The sequence below is a fragment of the Microbacterium sp. LWO12-1.2 genome, assembly GCF_040675875.1.
In the GTDB taxonomy this organism is placed as follows: Bacteria; Actinomycetota; Actinomycetes; order Actinomycetales; family Microbacteriaceae; genus Microbacterium.
Genome location: NZ_JBEGII010000001.1, coordinates 2775175 through 2791310, shown reverse-complemented (window position 1 = coordinate 2791310; position 16136 = coordinate 2775175). Strand labels below are relative to the sequence as shown.

Below are 16136 nucleotides of genomic sequence, written 5' to 3'. Positions count from 1 at the left end.
GACTCCTAGCGAGCGGTCACGGGGTGGGCGGGCTCCGCGCCCTTGAGCACGGCGATGACGTCGTCGAGTGAGAGGGAGCCCATGTTGTCGACGGCCTGAGTGGTCTGCGCGCCGAGGTGCGGCGTGACGATCACCCGGTCCGCGAGGTCGGCGGACAGCAGCGGGCTGTGGGCTGCGGCGGTGTCGCCGTACAGCGTGTCGGCGGCGAATCCCGCGAGGATGCCGTCGCGCAGCGCATCGGCGATCGCCGCCTCCTCGACGAGGTCGCCGCGGGCCGTGTTCACCAGCACCGTGCCGCGGCGCATGCCGGCCAGGCGACCGGCATCCACGAGCAGCTGGCCGCCGGGGGCGTGCAGAGTGATGACGTCGGCGACCCGGAACAGCTCGTCGAGCTCGACCGGCTCGGCACCGTTCGCACGGATGAGGTCGGCCGGCAGGTACGGGTCGGCTGCGACGATGCGGGATCCGAAGCCGCTCAGCCGCTTCGCGACACCCTGGCCGATGCGCCCGAAGCCGACGATGCCGACGGTCGCCGCGCCGAGCTCGCGCCCGCGGCGCACGACCCAGTCGCCATCGCGCACCCGGCGGTCGCCGTCGGGGATGAAGCGGAGCATCGAGAGCATGAGGCCGACGGCGTGGTCGGCGACGGCATCCGCATTCGCTCCCGGAGTGTTGGTGACCGGGATGCCGCGGCGCCGCGCCGCGCCGAGGTCGACGGCCTCGGTGCCCACGCCGTAGCGGGCGATGACCTTGAGCTTGGGTGCCGCGGAGAGGTGTGCCTCGGTCACCTCTCCCGTGCCCGCGATCCAGGCGTCGGCGCCGTGGAGCAGGGAGCGGAGTTCTTCGAGGTCGTGATGGGCGGGTCCGCGCAGGATCCGGTGACCGGCGCGGCCGGCGCGCTCGACCAGGTCGAGGTCGCCGTCGGAGAAGGAACGGCTGGTGACCAGGATGACACCCATCAGCGCGACCCTCCGGCGAACCAGGGCGCCAGCGCCGTGTAGGCGTCGGCGAACCGGGCGTGACGCGCGGCGTAGACCGCGTGGCGCCCGGCATCCGGGACGAACTCGTCGGTGACATCGCTGAGTGCACGGGCCGCTGAGAACTCCGCCAGCCCGAGGCCGACCGCACCCGTCACCGCTGCGCCGAGACTGTTGGCCTCCTCCACGATCGTGCGTCGACGCACCGGAACGCCCCAGACGTCGGCGAGCACCGAGAGGTACACGTCACTCTGCGCACCGCCGCCGACCGCATCGATGCGGTCGATCACGGCGCCCGACGCGCGGAACGCCTGGATGCACGTCAGCAGATTGAACGCCGTGCCCTCCAGGACCGCGCGCATCAGATGCGCTCTGGTGTGGTGGCGCGCGAGGCCCACGAAGGCGCCGCGGGCGTCGGGGTCCCAGAGCGGGGAGCGCTCGCCGAGCAGATAGGGGAGGAAGTACAGCCCCTCGGTGTCGACATCCGCCGAGGCCTCGGCCGTGAGTCGGCCGGTCTCGGGTCGGGTGGGATCTGCCGAGAGGGCCTCGGCGATCCACTGCACGGATGCTCCGCCGGCCTGCATCGTGGCGGTCGGGACGAACGAGCCCGGCACTACGTTGTCGAACGTGAAGGTGCGCATCGCGGGGTCGTGGAGGGGCTGGTCGGCGGCGAACGAGATCCACGACGAGGTGCCCAGGCACACATAGGCGCCGTCCTCGGGCGCGACCACTCCGGAGCCCACGGCGGCGATGGGGCCGTCGCCGCCACCCATCACCACGCGCACACCGGTGTGCAGGCCGAGGGCTGCGGCCGCAGCATCCGTCAGGGTCCCGGCGATCGTGGTGGACTCCAGCACCTCGGGGAACAGTGCACGGTCGAGGCGCGCGGCCTGCAGCACCTCGTCCGACCATGTGCCGATGCGCTGGTCGTAGGCGTTCGTGCCCGAGGCGTCGGAGCGGTCGGTCGCCAGACGGCCGGTGAGGCGCAGCACGATGAAGTCCTTCGCGACGCACACGCGACGCACGCGCGCCCAGACATCGGGCTCGTTGTCGCGCACCCACATGATCTTCTCGACCGAGTACGTCGGGTTCAGCCGGTGGCCGAGGATGCCGTACGCGTGCTCGGCGCCGAGAGCGGCCTCGAGCTCGCGCTGCTGCGCACCTGCGCGGGTGTCGGCCCAGATGATCGCCGGGCGCGCGGGCTCGCCGTCGGCGTCGAGCAGCACGGCGCCCATCATCTGCCCGCTCACCACGAGGCCGGCGACCGCGGACGGAGCGGTGTCGGTGCGGGCGAGCAGGTCGCGGGTGGCGGCGACGACGGCCTCCCACCAATCGACGGGGTTCTGCTCGGCGATGCCGCCTGCCGCGAAGTGGGCGGGGTAGGGGACCGTGACCGAGGCGATCAGTCGGCCGTCGTCGTGGTGGAGCGAGGCCTTGTTCCCGGTCGTGCCGAGGTCGTGCGCGATGAGCATGGTCGGAGGCTATGCCGTGGGGGCGGAGGTCGTCGTGCCGGAGGGTGAGCCGGCGGGTGTCGCGTACGGGCGCAGGTCGACGGCACCATCGGTGCCGCGGTAGGCGCGGGACCCCATGCCGTGTTCGAGCACCCAGCCGTAGTCGTGACCAGCCCCTCCGGGGTAGACGGCGAGGAACGAGTAGGGCTCGTCTCCCGTGTTGATCGAGCGGTGCGCCCAGCCCGGCGGGATGTAGCCGATGGTGCCGGGGAGCATGTCGAGCCATTCGGTGCGCTCGCCGTCGAACATGAGCAGTCCGCCACGCCCCTTCAGCGCCAGGTAGATCTCGCCCTGGTGGTTCGGGTGCTGGTGGCCCTTCGTCATCCAGAGCTCACCGGAGGTGTCGCCCGGCATGATCGTGGTGATCGACTGGGGGAGCTCGCGGTCGACCTCGGGCACGGGGGAGCTGACCACGGTGTACACGACCGGGTTGTCGCCGGCGGATGCCGCAGCCCACGCGTCACCATCGAGGAAGAGGCCTTCGAGGTCGGACATCCGCCGTGTGAGCGTGGGCCCCTCGGGCGAGAGCGTGAGCTTCTCGGCGTCGAAGGCGATCGCCATCGGGGAGATCGGCGGGGTGTGGAACTCGGGCATACGGGGCTCCTCGTGAGCGGTGGGCGTCATTGCTCGGCTGCGGTGGACGGCAACCTGTAATAACAAGTGAGCATACCTGTTATGACAGGTGTCGTCCAGGCTGAATCGCGCATGCGTGCAGGTCGCAGTGCGCAGGTGCGCGAAGACGGGGTTCCGGGTGTCGGCGTAGCGGCGCATACTGACTGCGTCGGTTCGGCGAAAAGGAGCATCATGGCGCACGGAGACATCACCCACATCGACATCCCGGTGAGCGATCTGGGAGCGGCGACCGCGTTCTACAGTCAGCTGTTCGGCTGGAGCATCTCCGAGCCGCCCGGCTTCGAGGGGTACCCCATGTGGCGCGCCCCCAACGATCTCTCGGGTGGCGGTCTCGCGCCGCGGAGCGAGGGTTTCACACAGCCCCGCTCCTACGTCGAGGTCGATTCGATCGACGACACGATCGCCGCCGCGCTCGCCGCCGGGGGCTCGGTCGCGATGCAGAAGCAGCCCATCACCGAGACGAGCGCCTGGGCCGTGATCGTCGACCCCGACGGCAACCACATCGGGCTGTTCGACGGCGTCGTGTCGATGGACTGACGCCCGGACTACGCCTCCGCGCGGCGGGCGCGGTAGGCGGCGACGGCGTTGCGGTTCGCGCAGGCGGTCGAGCAGTAGCGCTTGGAGCGGTTGCGGGAGAGGTCGAGGGCGAGGGCTTCGCAGGTGTCGTCGGCGCAGACCGAGATGCGTGATCCCTCATCGGTGCGGATGACGTCGATCAGCGCCATCGCCGTCTCGATCAGCACGCGCTCCGAGAGCGGGCGCTCGTCGTCGACCGCGTGCAGGTGCCAGTCCATGTCGCCGTGGCGCACCAGGTGGGGAGAGAGGTGCGCGGTGGCCAGCGCGTGGTTGACGTGCGCGGCCATCTCGTCGCGGGGCGCCAGCAGCATCGCGCGCAGGCGTGGACGCAGGTCGCGCAGGGATGCCAGTTCCGCCTCATCACGGTCCAGGCGCCCGGTGTACGGGAACTCCTGCAGGAACGCGCGCTCCTGGGCGAGATCGGCGAGCGTGTCGGGATCCTCGGCGGAGTTCACGAGCCGGACGGCGGCCCGGAGTCCCTCTTCCGTGTCATCGGTGAAGATCATGTTGACATCTTACATCGGTGACGGGTAGCGTCACATGTCATGAGCAAGATGAGCAATGACGCGGGTGTGGTGCGGGGCGTGCGCCTCGGGCTGCCGCTCGCGATCGGCGCCGCCTTCGCCTTCGGGATGTCGGGCGGATGGGCCCGCGGGCTCATCGACGCCGGATGGACGCCCGGTGCCGCTGTCACGGCGCGCATCTGGGTCGCGGCCCTCGTGCTGCTGATCCCCGCGATCCTCTCGCTGCGAGGGCGCTGGGGCGTGCTCCGCCGCAACTTCGGCATGATGGCCGCGTACGGACTCCTCGCCGTCGCCGCCACGCAGCTCTGCTATTTCCAGGCGGTCGCGGTGATGGACGTCGGCATCGCCCTGCTCATCGAGTACACGGCCCCGATCGCGGTCGTGCTCTGGCTGTGGCTCCGCCGCGGTGAGCGCCCCAGTCGCCGCAGCATCCTGGGCGCCGTGATCGCCTTCGTCGGACTCGTGCTGATGCTCGACATCCTCACCGGGGCGACCGTGAACGGCGCCGGCATCCTCTGGGCGCTCGGCGCGATGGTCGGAGCGGCGACCTACTTCATCCTCTCGGCCAAGGCCGACACCGGGCTCCCGCCCCTCGCGCTCGCCGGTGGTGGGCTGCTGTTCGGAGCCATCGGCCTGACCGTCGCCGGGCTGGTGGGCGTGCTGCCGATCGCCTGGACCACGGATGACATCACCTACCGTTTCGGCAGCGTGCCGTGGTTCGTGCCCGTGCTCGCCATCGGCCTCCTCGCCACGGCCCTCGCCTACATGCTCGGGATCGTCTCGACCCGGATGCTGGGCTCCCGCCTGGCCTCGTTCATCGCCCTGGCCGAAGTCGTCGCCGCGCTGCTGTTCGGATGGCTGCTGCTCGGTCAGCTCCCCGACCTGCTGCAGATGTTCGGTGGAGTGCTCGTGCTCGCCGGGGTCGTGGTGGTGAAGCTCGGCGAACCTGCACCGGCGGAGTTCGTCGAGCCGTTGCCCGAGGTGGGGGTGGTGTCTGAGGTAGGGGTGGTGTCGGAGTCCGACCCGCGCCCTGCGCCGGCATCCGACCCGCGCCGTGCGCCGGCATCCGACGTGCGGTAGGTCACCTGTGACGTGTGGCGTGCCTCCTGCCGCGCGACCTGCAGGACGGATGGCGACGTGCAGGACTGATCCGTCCGGTTTCCTCCTGCAGGTGGCGGATGCTCCTGCAGGTGGCGAGGGAGGCGGCGGATGCTCCTGGGTGTGTCGGCGGCGCTCGCGGAGTGTGGCGAGTGACGGGCCGGGCGGATGCCGCGGCGGAGCGGGCCGTGAATGTATACGAATGTGGTCTCGTGAGCCAGCAGAAGACCTACGTCCGGGCTTTATGTATACACTGAGGGCATGACCCTTCCCGCGGAGCGCACTACGGCGGGCGATCGCGCGTATGCGGCGCTGCTCGACGGCATCCAGTCTGGAGCGCTCGCCGCCGGCGTCGTGCTGGGCGAGGTCGAGCAGGCCGAACGGCTCGGCGTCAGCCGTACGCCGATGCGCGAGGCGCTGCGCCGTCTCGCCGCCGACGGACTGGTCGTGCAGCAGTCGCCCCGCGTCACGGTCGTCGCGGATCTGGATGCCGACGACATCCGCGCCCTGTTCGAGATCCGACGTGCGCTGGAGGAGACCTCCGCCCGCCTCGCCGCCGCGCGCGGAGACGCCGCGCACTTCGCCGCCCTCGCCACCGAGTTCGCGCACGTCGACCTGTCCGCGGTCGAAGGGCGCGACGCCTACTACGCGCTGATCGCCCGTTTCGACGCCGCCCTCGACGCGGCGGTCGCCAACGACTACATCGCCTCGGCCCTGCGCACCGTGCGCACGCACCTGGTCCGGGTACGGCGCATGGCGCGGGACAAGCCCGACCGGCTCGCCGCATCCGCCGCCGAGCATCGCACGATCGCCCAGGCGCTCGCCGCCCGCGACGGCGACCTCGCCGCGCACGCCACGCACGTGCACCTGCACAACGCGCTCACCGGCATCCTCGACTCCCTCCCCGACAGCTCCCTCCCCGACAGCTCCGTCTCCCACGAAGAAGGACACTCATGACCGTCACGCACCACGTCCGCGTCCACCGCAGCGATGAGAACCTCGCCAGGGAAGACCAACTCGCCTGGAAGATCGCCGAGGTCGCCGCCGATCAGGTCGAGGTCGAGCAGTCCGTCGTCGACATGATCATCAACCGCATCATCGACAACGCGTCCGTCGCGGCAGCATCCCTCACCCGCGCGCCCATCAACGCCGCCCGTGCGCAGGCGTTCAGCCACCCGGTCTCGACCGGTGGCGTGGGCGCGAACCTGTTCGGTGCCGCGCTCGACCACCGCACCAGCCCCGAGTGGGCCGCCTGGGCGAACGGCGTGGCGGTGCGGGAGCTCGACTACCACGACACGTTCCTCGCTGCGGAGTACTCGCACCCTGGCGACAACATCCCGCCGATCCTCGCGGTCGCGCAGCACGCGGGCAAGGATGGCCGGGCGCTCGTGCGCGGCATCGCCACCGGCTACGAGATCCAGATGGACCTCGTGCGCGCGATCTGCCTGCACAAGCACAAGATCGACCACGTCGCCCACCTCGGCCCCTCGGCCGCGGCCGGCATCGGCACTCTGCTCGGGCTCGACGTCGAGACGATCTACCAGGCCGTCGGCCAGGGCCTGCACACCACGACCGCCACCCGTCAGAGCCGCAAGGGCGAGATCTCGACCTGGAAGGCGCACGCCCCGGCCTTCGCCGGCAAGATGGCCGTCGAGGCTGTCGACAGGGCGATGCGCGGACAGACCAGCCCCGCACCGATCTACGAAGGCGAAGACGGCGTGATCGCCTGGATGCTCGACGGCAAGGATGCCGCGTACGAGGTGCCGCTTCCCGCCGCCGGTGAGCCCAAGCGCGCGATCCTCGACTCGTACACGAAGGAGCACTCGGCCGAGTACCAGGCGCAGGCGTGGATCGACCTGGCTCGCAAGATCGGCACCGAGAACCCGGCGCTGCGCGACCCCGCGAACATCGAGGCCATCGTGCTGCACACCAGCCATCACACGCACTACGTGATCGGCTCTGGTGCGAACGACCCGCAGAAGTACGACCCCACGGCATCGCGAGAGACGCTCGACCACTCGATCCCGTACATCTTCGCGGTCGCACTGCAGGACGGCGGATGGCACCACGTCGACTCCTACGCCCCCGCGCGTGCGGGTCGGGAAGACACCGTCGCCCTGTGGCACAAGATCACCACGGCGGAGGATGCCGAGTGGACCCGCCGGTACCACTCCGAGGACCCCGACGTGAAGGCGTTCGGCGGCCGGGTGGAGTTCCGCCTCACCGACGGCTCGACCGTGGTCGATGAGATCGCGGTCGCCGACGCGCATCCGCTCGGTGCCCGGCCGTTCGCGCGCGAGAACTACATCGCGAAGTTCCGTCTGCTCGCCGAGCCGGTGCTGGAGCCGGCCGAGATCGAGCGGTTCCTCGCGCTCGTGCAGCGGCTCCCCGAGCTCACGCCCGCGGAGGTCGGCGAGCTGTCGATCGTCGCGAAGCCCGGGCTGCTCGAGTCCGCACCGGCGCCGTCGGGGCTGTTCTGATGCTGTACTCCACCACCACCCCGGCCGAGAAGCGCCGGCTGTTCCGCGAACGGCTCGCGAGCGGGGAGCTGCTGCGCTTCCCCGGTGCGTTCAACCCGCTCAGCGCCCGGCTGATCGCGCAGAAGGGCTTCGACGGCGTCTACATCTCGGGCGCCGTGCTGGCCGCCGACCTCGGGCTCCCCGACATCGGCCTCACCACGCTGACCGAGGTCGCCGGTCGCGCGAAGCAGATCGCCCGCATCACCGACCTGCCCGCGATCGTCGATGCCGACACCGGGTTCGGCGAACCGATGAACGTCGCCCGCACGATCCAGGAGCTCGAGGATGCGGGCCTCGCCGGCATGCACATCGAGGACCAGGTCAACCCGAAGCGTTGCGGGCACCTCGACGGTAAGAGCGTGGTCGACGAGGATACGGCGGTCAAGCGCATCCGTGCCGCCGCCGACGCCCGCAGAGACCCGAACTTCCTGCTGATGGCGCGCACCGACATCCGTGCGGTGGAGGGGCTGGACGCCGCGATCGACCGCGCCAAGGCGCTGGTGGATGCCGGGGCCGACGCGATCTTCCCCGAGGCCATGCGCACGCTCGACGAATTCGAGGCCATGGCGAACGCGCTGGACGTGCCGATCCTGGCGAACATGACGGAGTTCGGCAAGAGCGAACTCTTCTCGAGTGCCCAGCTGCAGAGCGCCGGGGTGCGGATCGTGATCTGGCCGGTGTCGCTGCTGCGCATTGCGATGGGCGCGGCGGGCCGTGCGCTCGATACTCTGAACGACGAGGGGCATCTGACCTCGAAGCTCGGCGAGATGCAGCACCGCGCCGATCTCTACGACCTCATCGACTACGAGTCGTACAACCACTTCGACTCCGGGGTCTTCAACTTCACACTCGAGCGGGAACCCACGAAGGAGTGACATGACCGAGCCGGACATCAAGAAGGGCCTCGCGGGCGTCGTCGTCGACACGACGGCGATCTCGAAGGTCAACCCCGAGACGAACAGCCTGCTCTACCGCGGCTACCCCGTGCAGGAGCTGGCGGCGACGCAGTCCTTCGAGGCGGTGGCGTACCTGCTGTGGAACGGCGAGCTGCCCACGCACGAAGAGCTGGCCGCGTTCCGACTGACCGAGAGGCAGCACCGCGCCCTCTCGCCCGAGGTCAAGGACGCGATCGACCGGCTGCCGCTGGACTCGCACCCGATGGACGAGGTGCGCACCGCCGTGAGCGTGATCGGTGCGATCGAGACCGCGGGCATCGCCAATGTGCTCGATGCCGTGGGCACGCCGGAGGAGAACCAGGAGCGCAGCCTGACGCTGTTCGCCGCGCTTCCGGCGATCGTGTCGTACGGGCAGCGCCGCCGCCGGGGACTCGACGCCCTCGAGCCGCGCGACGACCTCGACTACGCCGCGAACTTCCTCTGGCTCACGTTCGGCGAGGAGCCCGAACCGGTGGTGGTCGATGCGTTCAACCGCTCGATGATCCTCTACGCGGAGCACTCCTTCAACGCCTCCACGTTCACGGCCCGCGTGATCACGTCGACCCTCAGTGACCTGTACTCGGCGGTCGTCGGGGCCATCGGCGCGCTCAAGGGACCGCTGCATGGAGGCGCGAACGAGGCCGTCATGCACATCTTCGACGAGATCGGCACGGCCGACCAGGTCGAGGGGTGGCTCGACGCTGCGCTCGCCGAGAAGCGCAAGATCATGGGCTTCGGGCACCGCGTCTACAAGCGCGGCGACTCGCGCGTGCCGACCATGAAGGCGGCGCTCGACTCGCTCGTCGCGCACTACGACAAGCCGGCGGTCGGCGAGCTGTACGACAAGCTCGAGAGCGAGTTCGTCGGACGCAAGGGCATCTACCCGAACCTCGACTACCCCTCGGGGCCGGCGTACAACCTCATCGGATTCGACACGCTCACCTTCACTCCGCTGTTCGTCGCGGCACGCATCACCGGATGGACCGCGCACATCATCGAACAGCAGGGGTCGAACGCGCTGATCCGCCCGCTGTCGCTGTACGACGGTCCGCACGAGCGTCACATCGACGAGTACGAGCCCGACACCTCGGCGATCGACGTGCTCGAACGTCCGGAGGAAGCGGCCGGCTGACCCGGCTCGCACTTCGGTCCGGGGCGCCGAGACCCATCATCAACGCCGAGACCCACCCCTGCCGACGTGTGCGGGGGTGGGTCTCGGCGGCGTCGGTGGGTCTCGGCGATTTGGGTGGCTGCCGGCGGGGCAGGAGTGCCGCCCGCACACTCCCCATTTTTTACAACGTCGTAATTTTGCCTTGACACCGGAATATCGGCGCGACATGCTGTCAGGCAGCAAGATTACGACGTTGTAAATCTGCTCTTCTCGCGGCGTCGTGATCTCGCGCAGGACCGGCTCCTCAGAGCACGGTCCGAACCGTGTGCGGTTCTGCGCGCGGATGACACGAGAGGAATCAAAGGTGATGAAAACTCGAACGAGTGCCTCCCCCCGCGGCGGTCGAAGCCGCTGGGTCGCACTGCTGGCGGCGACGGCGGTGGGGGCCGGCTCGCTGCTGGCCGCGCAGCCCGCAGCTGCCGCCGACACTCCGGCGGATCCATGGATATCCCAACCCGCCGACGGTCTGTACCGGTTCACGGTGCCGGACTCGGTGGTGCGCAGTCAGGTCGGCAGTGCGCCGGCATCCCTGGCGGTGGAGGGCAACTTCGGCCCCGGTCACAGCTGGTCGCAGCTGAACCTCGGCCTCAGCGGCGGCTCCTGGACCGCCACGATCGGGCCGCTCGAGCCCGGACAGTACTACTTCCAGTACAAGGCCACGATCGCGGGTACCGAACAGCTCGTCACGTTCCGCAACCCGGCCACCGAGCAGCCGGTCACCGCGAAGCCCTCGTACAACACGTTCTTCGTGGGCGGAGCCTCCGCTGCCTGGCAGGCGGATGTGCCCGCCGGTGGAGAACTGCACACGCTGACCTACGACAGCGCCACCGCGGGCGAGGAGCGCTCAGCACAGGTGTGGACGCCGCCGAGCTACGACGCGAACCGCGCCGACGAGTACCCGGTGCTCTACCTGCTGCAGGATGCCGGTCAGGCGCACAGCGAGTGGACCGAGCTCGGGCGCGCCGCGCAGATCCTCGACAACCTCGCCGTCGAGGGGAAGATCGAGCCCATGGTCGTCGTGATGGGCGACGGGAACTCGACCGATGTGCGGTCCGAGGTGCTCGACAGCCTGCTTCCCGCGGCCCGCGAGGAGTTCCACATCTCGGATGACGCGGCAGGCCAGGCCATCGCCGGAATCGGTCGAGGCGCCTCGCAGGCGTTGAACCTCATGGTCACCGACCCCGGGGAGTTCTCAAAGGTCGGGTCGTTCTCGGGCAACCTGGTGAGCAGCATCAGCGCGGCGAAGGCCACGCAGATCAACGAGGGCACCGATCTGATCCGGCTCTACGTCGGCAACACCACGGACCGGTCGTACAACCAGAACGTCGCCCTGACGTCGAAGCTCGACGCGGCCGGCGTGGAGTACGAGTTCGACGGCGTGAACCCGAGCTACGGCGGCATCTGGGAGACCTGGCAGGAGTCGCTGCAAGACTTCGCCTCCCGGCTCTTCCATGACGTCGACGATCACGGGGTGAGCGAGGGGCACCGCGCCCTGAACGGCGCGCACTCGCTCCCCGCCACGGGCACCACGCCCACCCCGTGGGTCGACGAGCACGGCGTCGTGACCTTCGAGACCGGCACGGAGTTCAGTGCCGCGAAGAACGTCACGATCTGGGCGAACTGGGCTCCGGCGGGCAACTGGCTCCGCATCCCGATGGAGAAGGTCGGCGACCGCTGGCGGCTCACCCTCGGACCGCTCGACGGCGGTTCCTACTACTACAAGTTCGTGGTGGACCGCGTCGATCACAAGGATGCGGGCAACCCGACCGTGGTCACCTCGGAGTCCAAGTGGAGCACGTTCTTCGTGGCCGGAAGCGGCGTACGCGGTGAGTTCACCGGCGATGTGGCGCCCGAGCTGCGCGGCGCGGTCGAGACCATGGACTATCCGACCCTTGCCGGTGCACAGGATCGCTCGGCCTACGTCTGGACGCCGCCCGGTTACGACCCCGAGCGCGAAGAGCCGTATCCGGTGTTCTTCCTCCAGCACGGAGGCGGGCAGACGTGGAGCGACTGGATCCAGGTCGGACGAGCTGCGCAGATCCTCGACAACCACTACGCGAACGGCACCATCCGTCCGATGGTCGTCGTGATGGCGAACGGCAACGGTGTCGACTATCCGAAGGAGATCCTGCAGAACATCGTGCCGGCCACCGAAGCGGCGTACAACGTCAGCTCCGATCCGGCGCAGCGCGCACTGGCCGGTCTCTCGATGGGCTCCGGTCATGCGCTGAGCACGCTCTACGCGCACCCCGGAGAGTTCGCGTACATCGGTGCCTTCTCGGCATTCAGCGCCCCGCCCGCCAGCGCCGACGTCGACGCGATCAACGCCGGCACGAAGCTCCTGGCCGTCTACACCGGCGACATCCAGGACTTCACCTACCAGAACACGATGTCGCTCATCAGTGCGCTCGAGACCCGTGGCATCACCCACGAGTTCCATGCCCCGATCCCCGGGCCGCACAGCTGGGACGTCTGGCAGAAGGCGTTGATCGACTTCGTGCCGAAGCTGTTCGCCGCCGACACGGCATCCGGTATCCCCGTGACCGCCGCGATCGCTGAGGGGGAGAACGGTGTGCTCGCGATGACCGTCGCGGAGTACGGCGCCGGGATCGCCCTGTCCGCTCCGCAGAACGTGGGTGACCGGCTCCGGTTCACAGGCGAACTGCCGGAGGTCGCGGTGACGGACTCCCGCACGGCGCAGCAGGCGGGCCTGGGTGGATGGACCGTCGCGGCGCAGGCGCAGCCCTTCACCTCGGGCGGCCAGACGATCCAGGCCGATCACCTGGGCTGGGTGCCGAAGGTGCTCACGCCGCGTGCCGGCCTCGCGGCCGGAGATGCGCTGGCCACCGCACTCGACGGCGGCTCGGGTCTCTCGACCGCCGGCGAGCTGGCGAGTGCCTCCACCGAGGGGCGCTTCGGTTCCGCGAAGCTCGGAGCCGGTCTGCAGCTGGAGGTGCCGGTCGACACGCAGCCGGGTTCGTACTCCAGCGTTCTGTCCATCTCCCTGTTCCCGGTCGACTGACCCGGAACCTCACCCCGTGCGGCCGGTCGTTTCCTCGACCGGCCGCACGACGGCTTGGAGCACCATGAACCTGCATCCTCTTTCTCTGCTCGGCGCGACCGCACTGGCCCTGATGCTCGCCATCGGGCAGCCGGCCGCTGCGGGCGCGCATCCCCTGCCCGTTCCCGCCGAGGCCGACACCGCGCCCGATCCTGCGGCGGGAATCACCTGGGCGCTGCAACCGGCCGTCGATGGCGCACCGGACGGGCGGGTCTCCCTGCGGCACCGGGTCGATCCCGGCGCGTCGGTGGAAGAGAGCCTCGCGCTGTCGAACTTCAGTGCCCAGGCGGCGACCTTCGCGGTCTACGCGAGCGACGGAACCGTCGGGGGCGACGGCAGCTTCGACCTCATCCCCGCCGGAGAGGAGCCGACGGGTGGAGGTGCCTGGGTGGCACTCGGCGCCGTCGAGGGGGCGGCACCCCGCGAGGACGGCGGCTTCGCCGTGAGCGTCCCCGCAGGGGAGAGCGTCGTCTTCCCCGTGCGCATCGAGATCCCCGCGGATGCGGCCCCGGGCGACCATCCGGCGGGAATCGTCGCCGAGCTGCTGCCCGACGCCGCCTCGGAGGTGCAGCTCGCCTCCCGTGTCGGTGTCCGGGTGCACCTGCGGGTGTCGGGTGACATCGTGGCGGGAGTGCATCCCGAGGTCGTGCAGGCGACGTACGAGCCCTCCTGGAATCCCTTCGCCCCCGGAACGCTGGTGGTGCGCTACGACCTCGCCAACACGGGCAACGTGCGGCTGGGGGCCGAGACGGTGGTCGGGACGGCGGGGCCGTTCGGTCTGCTGTCCGACGAGTCGTCCGCGCTCGCACAGCGGGAGCTCCTGCCGGGACAGTCGAGCCCCGCGGAGGTCCGGATGCCGGTGTGGCCGCTGTTCTTCGCGGATGGCCGCGTCGTCGCGTCCCCGGCTGCGGTCGGAGACGATGAGATCGAGGGCGCGCTCGCTGCGTCGGAGGAGGCGTTCACGGTGTGGACAGTGCCGTGGGCGCAGCTGGCGCTGATCGTGCTCGTCGTCGGGGGCGTGCTGTTGTTCCGACGCCTCCGCACACGCTCGGCCGCGCGCGTACAGGCGCGGATCGACGAGGCCGTCGCAGCCGCGCAGGGCGCTGATCGCGCCTGAGCGACGTCCGCACCGAAGGTGACGGGGCGGAGGATCAGCGGCGGGTGCCGGGGAACCCGGTCGACTCGCGGCGCACGATACGGAAGTCGGGCGTGATGGTGCGTGGAGGGCGGCGCACGCCCTTCTCCTCGATGCGTTCGATGAGCAGATCGACGGCGGCGACGGCGATCTGCTCGCGACCGACATCGACGCTCGACAGCGACGGCACCGAGAAGTGCGCCTCGTCGGTGTTGTCGAAGCCGATCACGGCGACGTCCTCCGGAACGCGCAGGCCGGCCTCGCCGAGTGCGCGCAGCGCGCCGAGACCCATGGTGTCGTTGAGCGCGAAGACGGCATCGAACGCGACGCCCTCCTCGATGAGCTGCCGAGTGGTGTCGGCGCCCGCCGCATGGTTCCAGTGGATGCTGGGACGGATGAGGCGCGGTTCGATCGGGATGTCCGCCTGATCGAGCGCTTCGAGGTACCCGTCCAGACGCAGGCTCGCCGAGCTCACCTCGGTGCCGCGCTGCTCTTCCGCGCCGATGATCGCGATGCGTCGGCGTCCGGTGTCGATGAGGTGCTCGACCGCTGCCCGTGCCGAGGTCGTGTTGTGCATGGCCACATGATCGGTGGGGCCGTTGAAGATCCGCTCACCGAGCAGCACGAGGGGGAAGTCGGTGCCGAGCGCCTCGGCGTCGCTCTGGCCGAGGGCGGACGGGCTGAACAGCAGTCCGTCGGTCAGGCGCAGCCGCCCTCCGCTGACGGCCTGGAGCTCGCGGGTGCGCTCGCCGCTGGTCTGCTCGACCACGACCCCGAGGCCCCGCACGTCCGCCGCACGGATGACCGCGTCGGCCAGTTCGGCGAAGTAGTTCTCCCGGAGCGCCGGCACCGCGAGACCGATGACCCCGGTCTTCCCCGACCGCAGCCCACGGGCCGAGAGGTTGGGGCGGTAGTCGAGTTCGTCGATCGCGGCCTGCACGCGATCGCGTGTGTCCGGCCGCACGTGCGGGAAGTCGTTGATGACGTTCGACACGGTCTTGATCGACACGCCGGCGAGGCGCGCGACGTCGTGCATCGTCGAACCCATCACCCCGCCCATCCCGCGTCGCGTCGCTGCTGCGGCACGTTCTCCATACTCTAGCTTCCGCGCTGCTCGGCGCCGTGGAGCGGCCTGGTGGGCTCCGCTGACCCGTAGGATGGCGCAATGCCGACCGAGCCGCGCCGACCCGTCCGCCCCGAGCGGATCAGTCCTCGTCTGGTCGTCGACGACGTGCATGACCAGCTTCTGCGCCTGATCATCGACGGGCACCTGCCGGCTGATTCGCCGCTGAGCATCGATGCTCTCGCCCGGGAGTTCGGGGTCTCGAGCAGCCCGGTGCGCGAGGCGCTCACGCGTCTGGAGTCGACGGGGCTGGTCCAGCGGCTGGCCTTGCGGGGCTACCGCGTCGCTCCGGCCCTCACGGCCGACGAACTGGCCGATCTGATCGACGCTCGTCTGCTCCTCGAGCCGGCCGTGGCGGCGGCGGCCGCGCTCCGTCCGGCCAGAGACGGACTCGTCGACGAGCTCGAGGCGAGCGTCGTCGCGCTGGCAGCGGCGCCGCATGGCGAGCAGTTCGACTCCTTCCGTGCGTACTACGACGCCGATCGTGAGTTCCACCGGGCGATCGTTGCGGGCACGCACAACCGCTTCCTGGTGCACGCTTACGACGCGCTGGGCAGCCACGTGCAGCGATTCCGCCTCTTCTCCGGGCGGGGCGTGACCGACGCCGAGACGACCGTCGCCGAGCACCGTGCGATCGCGCGCGCGATCTCGGCAGGGGATGCGGACGCGGCTTCGCAGGCGATGCGCACGCACCTCGTCGGCGTGCGCACCCGCGCGCTGGCCGAGATCCAGGACTGAGTCGCCTGCGCCGTCCTGCGCGCGGATGACTTCTGCGCGCCCGTGATCCCTGCTGCCGACAGGTGATTCTCGCGACCGGCGGATGACGCGCGCCGACGGCGGAGCGATCTGCGACGGTCGCCGCGCGCCATCGTG

The 16136-nt window shown here is 70.0% G+C and carries 14 protein-coding genes; 9 read left to right on the top strand and 5 right to left on the bottom strand.

The window, feature by feature from the left end; all coding sequences use genetic code 11:
• Positions 1-5: 5 nt before the first annotated feature.
• From MRBLWO12_RS13325 to MRBLWO12_RS13315, 3 genes are read right to left on the bottom strand one after another with little or no spacing between them, the layout of a single operon-like run.
• Complete coding sequence (locus MRBLWO12_RS13325) at positions 6-959, bottom strand: phosphoglycerate dehydrogenase (protein ID WP_363556210.1); 954 nt, start codon at positions 957-959, stop codon at positions 6-8.
• Positions 959-2449 carry a xylulokinase gene (gene xylB, locus MRBLWO12_RS13320; RefSeq protein WP_363556208.1) on the bottom strand — a complete coding sequence of 497 codons (1491 nt, stop codon included), beginning with the start codon at positions 2447-2449 and terminating at the stop codon, positions 959-961. The genes MRBLWO12_RS13325 and xylB overlap by 1 nt, the downstream gene beginning before the upstream one ends.
• A gap of 9 nt (positions 2450-2458) precedes the next feature.
• Complete coding sequence (locus MRBLWO12_RS13315; protein ID WP_363556206.1) at positions 2459-3082, bottom strand: glucose-6-phosphate isomerase family protein; 624 nt, start codon at positions 3080-3082, stop codon at positions 2459-2461.
• 210 nt (positions 3083-3292) lie between these two features.
• On the opposite strand from MRBLWO12_RS13315, the gene MRBLWO12_RS13310 reads away from it, so the two are divergent.
• Positions 3293-3658 carry a VOC family protein gene (locus tag MRBLWO12_RS13310; RefSeq protein WP_363556204.1) on the top strand — a complete coding sequence of 122 codons (366 nt, stop codon included), beginning with the start codon at positions 3293-3295 and terminating at the stop codon, positions 3656-3658.
• A gap of 8 nt (positions 3659-3666) precedes the next feature.
• Here the strand turns inward: MRBLWO12_RS13310 and MRBLWO12_RS13305 are convergent, their stop codons facing one another.
• Positions 3667-4203, bottom strand: a complete 537-nt coding sequence (locus MRBLWO12_RS13305) for a CGNR zinc finger domain-containing protein (RefSeq protein ID WP_363556202.1) — start codon at positions 4201-4203, stop codon at positions 3667-3669.
• Positions 4204-4242: 39 nt separating this feature from the next.
• On the opposite strand from MRBLWO12_RS13305, the gene MRBLWO12_RS13300 reads away from it, so the two are divergent.
• The 7 genes from MRBLWO12_RS13300 to MRBLWO12_RS13270 all read left to right on the top strand — a co-directional run bounded on the left by MRBLWO12_RS13300 (position 4243) and on the right by MRBLWO12_RS13270 (position 14122).
• Positions 4243-5301 carry an EamA family transporter gene (locus MRBLWO12_RS13300; RefSeq protein WP_363556200.1) on the top strand — a complete coding sequence of 353 codons (1059 nt, stop codon included), beginning with the start codon at positions 4243-4245 and terminating at the stop codon, positions 5299-5301.
• A gap of 279 nt (positions 5302-5580) precedes the next feature.
• Positions 5581-6276 (top strand): GntR family transcriptional regulator, encoded by a 696-nt coding sequence (locus MRBLWO12_RS13295; RefSeq protein WP_363556198.1) that lies wholly within the window; start codon positions 5581-5583, stop codon positions 6274-6276.
• Positions 6273-7799 (top strand): MmgE/PrpD family protein, encoded by a 1527-nt coding sequence (locus MRBLWO12_RS13290; RefSeq protein WP_363556196.1) that lies wholly within the window; start codon positions 6273-6275, stop codon positions 7797-7799. Before MRBLWO12_RS13295 ends, MRBLWO12_RS13290 begins: the two co-directional genes overlap by 4 nt.
• Positions 7799-8713, top strand: coding sequence for a methylisocitrate lyase (gene prpB / locus MRBLWO12_RS13285; RefSeq protein WP_363556194.1), 915 nt, complete (start codon positions 7799-7801; stop codon positions 8711-8713). Before MRBLWO12_RS13290 ends, prpB begins: the two co-directional genes overlap by 1 nt.
• A 1-nt stretch (position 8714) precedes the next feature.
• Positions 8715-9905, top strand: a complete 1191-nt coding sequence (locus MRBLWO12_RS13280; RefSeq protein WP_363556192.1) for a bifunctional 2-methylcitrate synthase/citrate synthase — start codon at positions 8715-8717, stop codon at positions 9903-9905.
• A 346-nt stretch (positions 9906-10251) separates the two neighbouring features.
• On the top strand, positions 10252-12966 hold the full coding sequence (locus MRBLWO12_RS13275) for an alpha/beta hydrolase-fold protein (RefSeq protein WP_363558608.1): 2715 nt from the start codon (positions 10252-10254) through the stop codon (positions 12964-12966).
• Positions 12967-13030: 64 nt separating this feature from the next.
• Positions 13031-14122: a hypothetical protein gene (locus MRBLWO12_RS13270; protein WP_363556190.1), complete on the top strand. Its 1092-nt coding sequence runs from the start codon at positions 13031-13033 to the stop codon at positions 14120-14122.
• 34 nt (positions 14123-14156) lie between these two features.
• On the opposite strand, the gene MRBLWO12_RS13265 is transcribed toward MRBLWO12_RS13270, so the two are convergent.
• On the bottom strand, positions 14157-15176 hold the full coding sequence (locus MRBLWO12_RS13265; RefSeq protein ID WP_363556188.1) for a LacI family DNA-binding transcriptional regulator: 1020 nt from the start codon (positions 15174-15176) through the stop codon (positions 14157-14159).
• 129 nt (positions 15177-15305) lie between these two features.
• Here MRBLWO12_RS13265 and MRBLWO12_RS13260 point away from each other — a divergent pair, with 129 nt between their 5' ends.
• A complete protein-coding gene (locus tag MRBLWO12_RS13260; protein ID WP_363556186.1) occupies positions 15306-16001 on the top strand; it encodes a GntR family transcriptional regulator in 696 nt (231 codons plus the stop codon).
• Positions 16002-16136 lie beyond the last annotated feature (135 nt).

What these genes read in the sequence shown, in the direction of transcription:
- MRBLWO12_RS13325 (WP_363556210.1), bottom strand. Translation starts at nt 959, where the DNA reads ATGGGTGTCATCCTGGTCACCAGCCGTTCCTTCTCCGACGGCGACCTC.
- xylB (WP_363556208.1), bottom strand. Translation starts at nt 2,449, where the DNA reads ATGCTCATCGCGCACGACCTCGGCACGACCGGGAACAAGGCCTCGCTC.
- MRBLWO12_RS13315 (WP_363556206.1), bottom strand. Translation starts at nt 3,082, where the DNA reads ATGCCCGAGTTCCACACCCCGCCGATCTCCCCGATGGCGATCGCCTTC.
- MRBLWO12_RS13310 (WP_363556204.1), top strand. Translation starts at nt 3,293, where the DNA reads ATGGCGCACGGAGACATCACCCACATCGACATCCCGGTGAGCGATCTG.
- MRBLWO12_RS13305 (WP_363556202.1), bottom strand. Translation starts at nt 4,203, where the DNA reads ATGATCTTCACCGATGACACGGAAGAGGGACTCCGGGCCGCCGTCCGG.
- MRBLWO12_RS13300 (WP_363556200.1), top strand. Translation starts at nt 4,243, where the DNA reads ATGAGCAAGATGAGCAATGACGCGGGTGTGGTGCGGGGCGTGCGCCTC.
- MRBLWO12_RS13295 (WP_363556198.1), top strand. Translation starts at nt 5,581, where the DNA reads ATGACCCTTCCCGCGGAGCGCACTACGGCGGGCGATCGCGCGTATGCG.
- MRBLWO12_RS13290 (WP_363556196.1), top strand. Translation starts at nt 6,273, where the DNA reads ATGACCGTCACGCACCACGTCCGCGTCCACCGCAGCGATGAGAACCTC.
- prpB (WP_363556194.1), top strand. Translation starts at nt 7,799, where the DNA reads ATGCTGTACTCCACCACCACCCCGGCCGAGAAGCGCCGGCTGTTCCGC.
- MRBLWO12_RS13280 (WP_363556192.1), top strand. Translation starts at nt 8,715, where the DNA reads ATGACCGAGCCGGACATCAAGAAGGGCCTCGCGGGCGTCGTCGTCGAC.
- MRBLWO12_RS13275 (WP_363558608.1), top strand. Translation starts at nt 10,252, where the DNA reads ATGAAAACTCGAACGAGTGCCTCCCCCCGCGGCGGTCGAAGCCGCTGG.
- MRBLWO12_RS13270 (WP_363556190.1), top strand. Translation starts at nt 13,031, where the DNA reads ATGAACCTGCATCCTCTTTCTCTGCTCGGCGCGACCGCACTGGCCCTG.
- MRBLWO12_RS13265 (WP_363556188.1), bottom strand. Translation starts at nt 15,176, where the DNA reads ATGCACGACGTCGCGCGCCTCGCCGGCGTGTCGATCAAGACCGTGTCG.
- MRBLWO12_RS13260 (WP_363556186.1), top strand. Translation starts at nt 15,306, where the DNA reads ATGCCGACCGAGCCGCGCCGACCCGTCCGCCCCGAGCGGATCAGTCCT.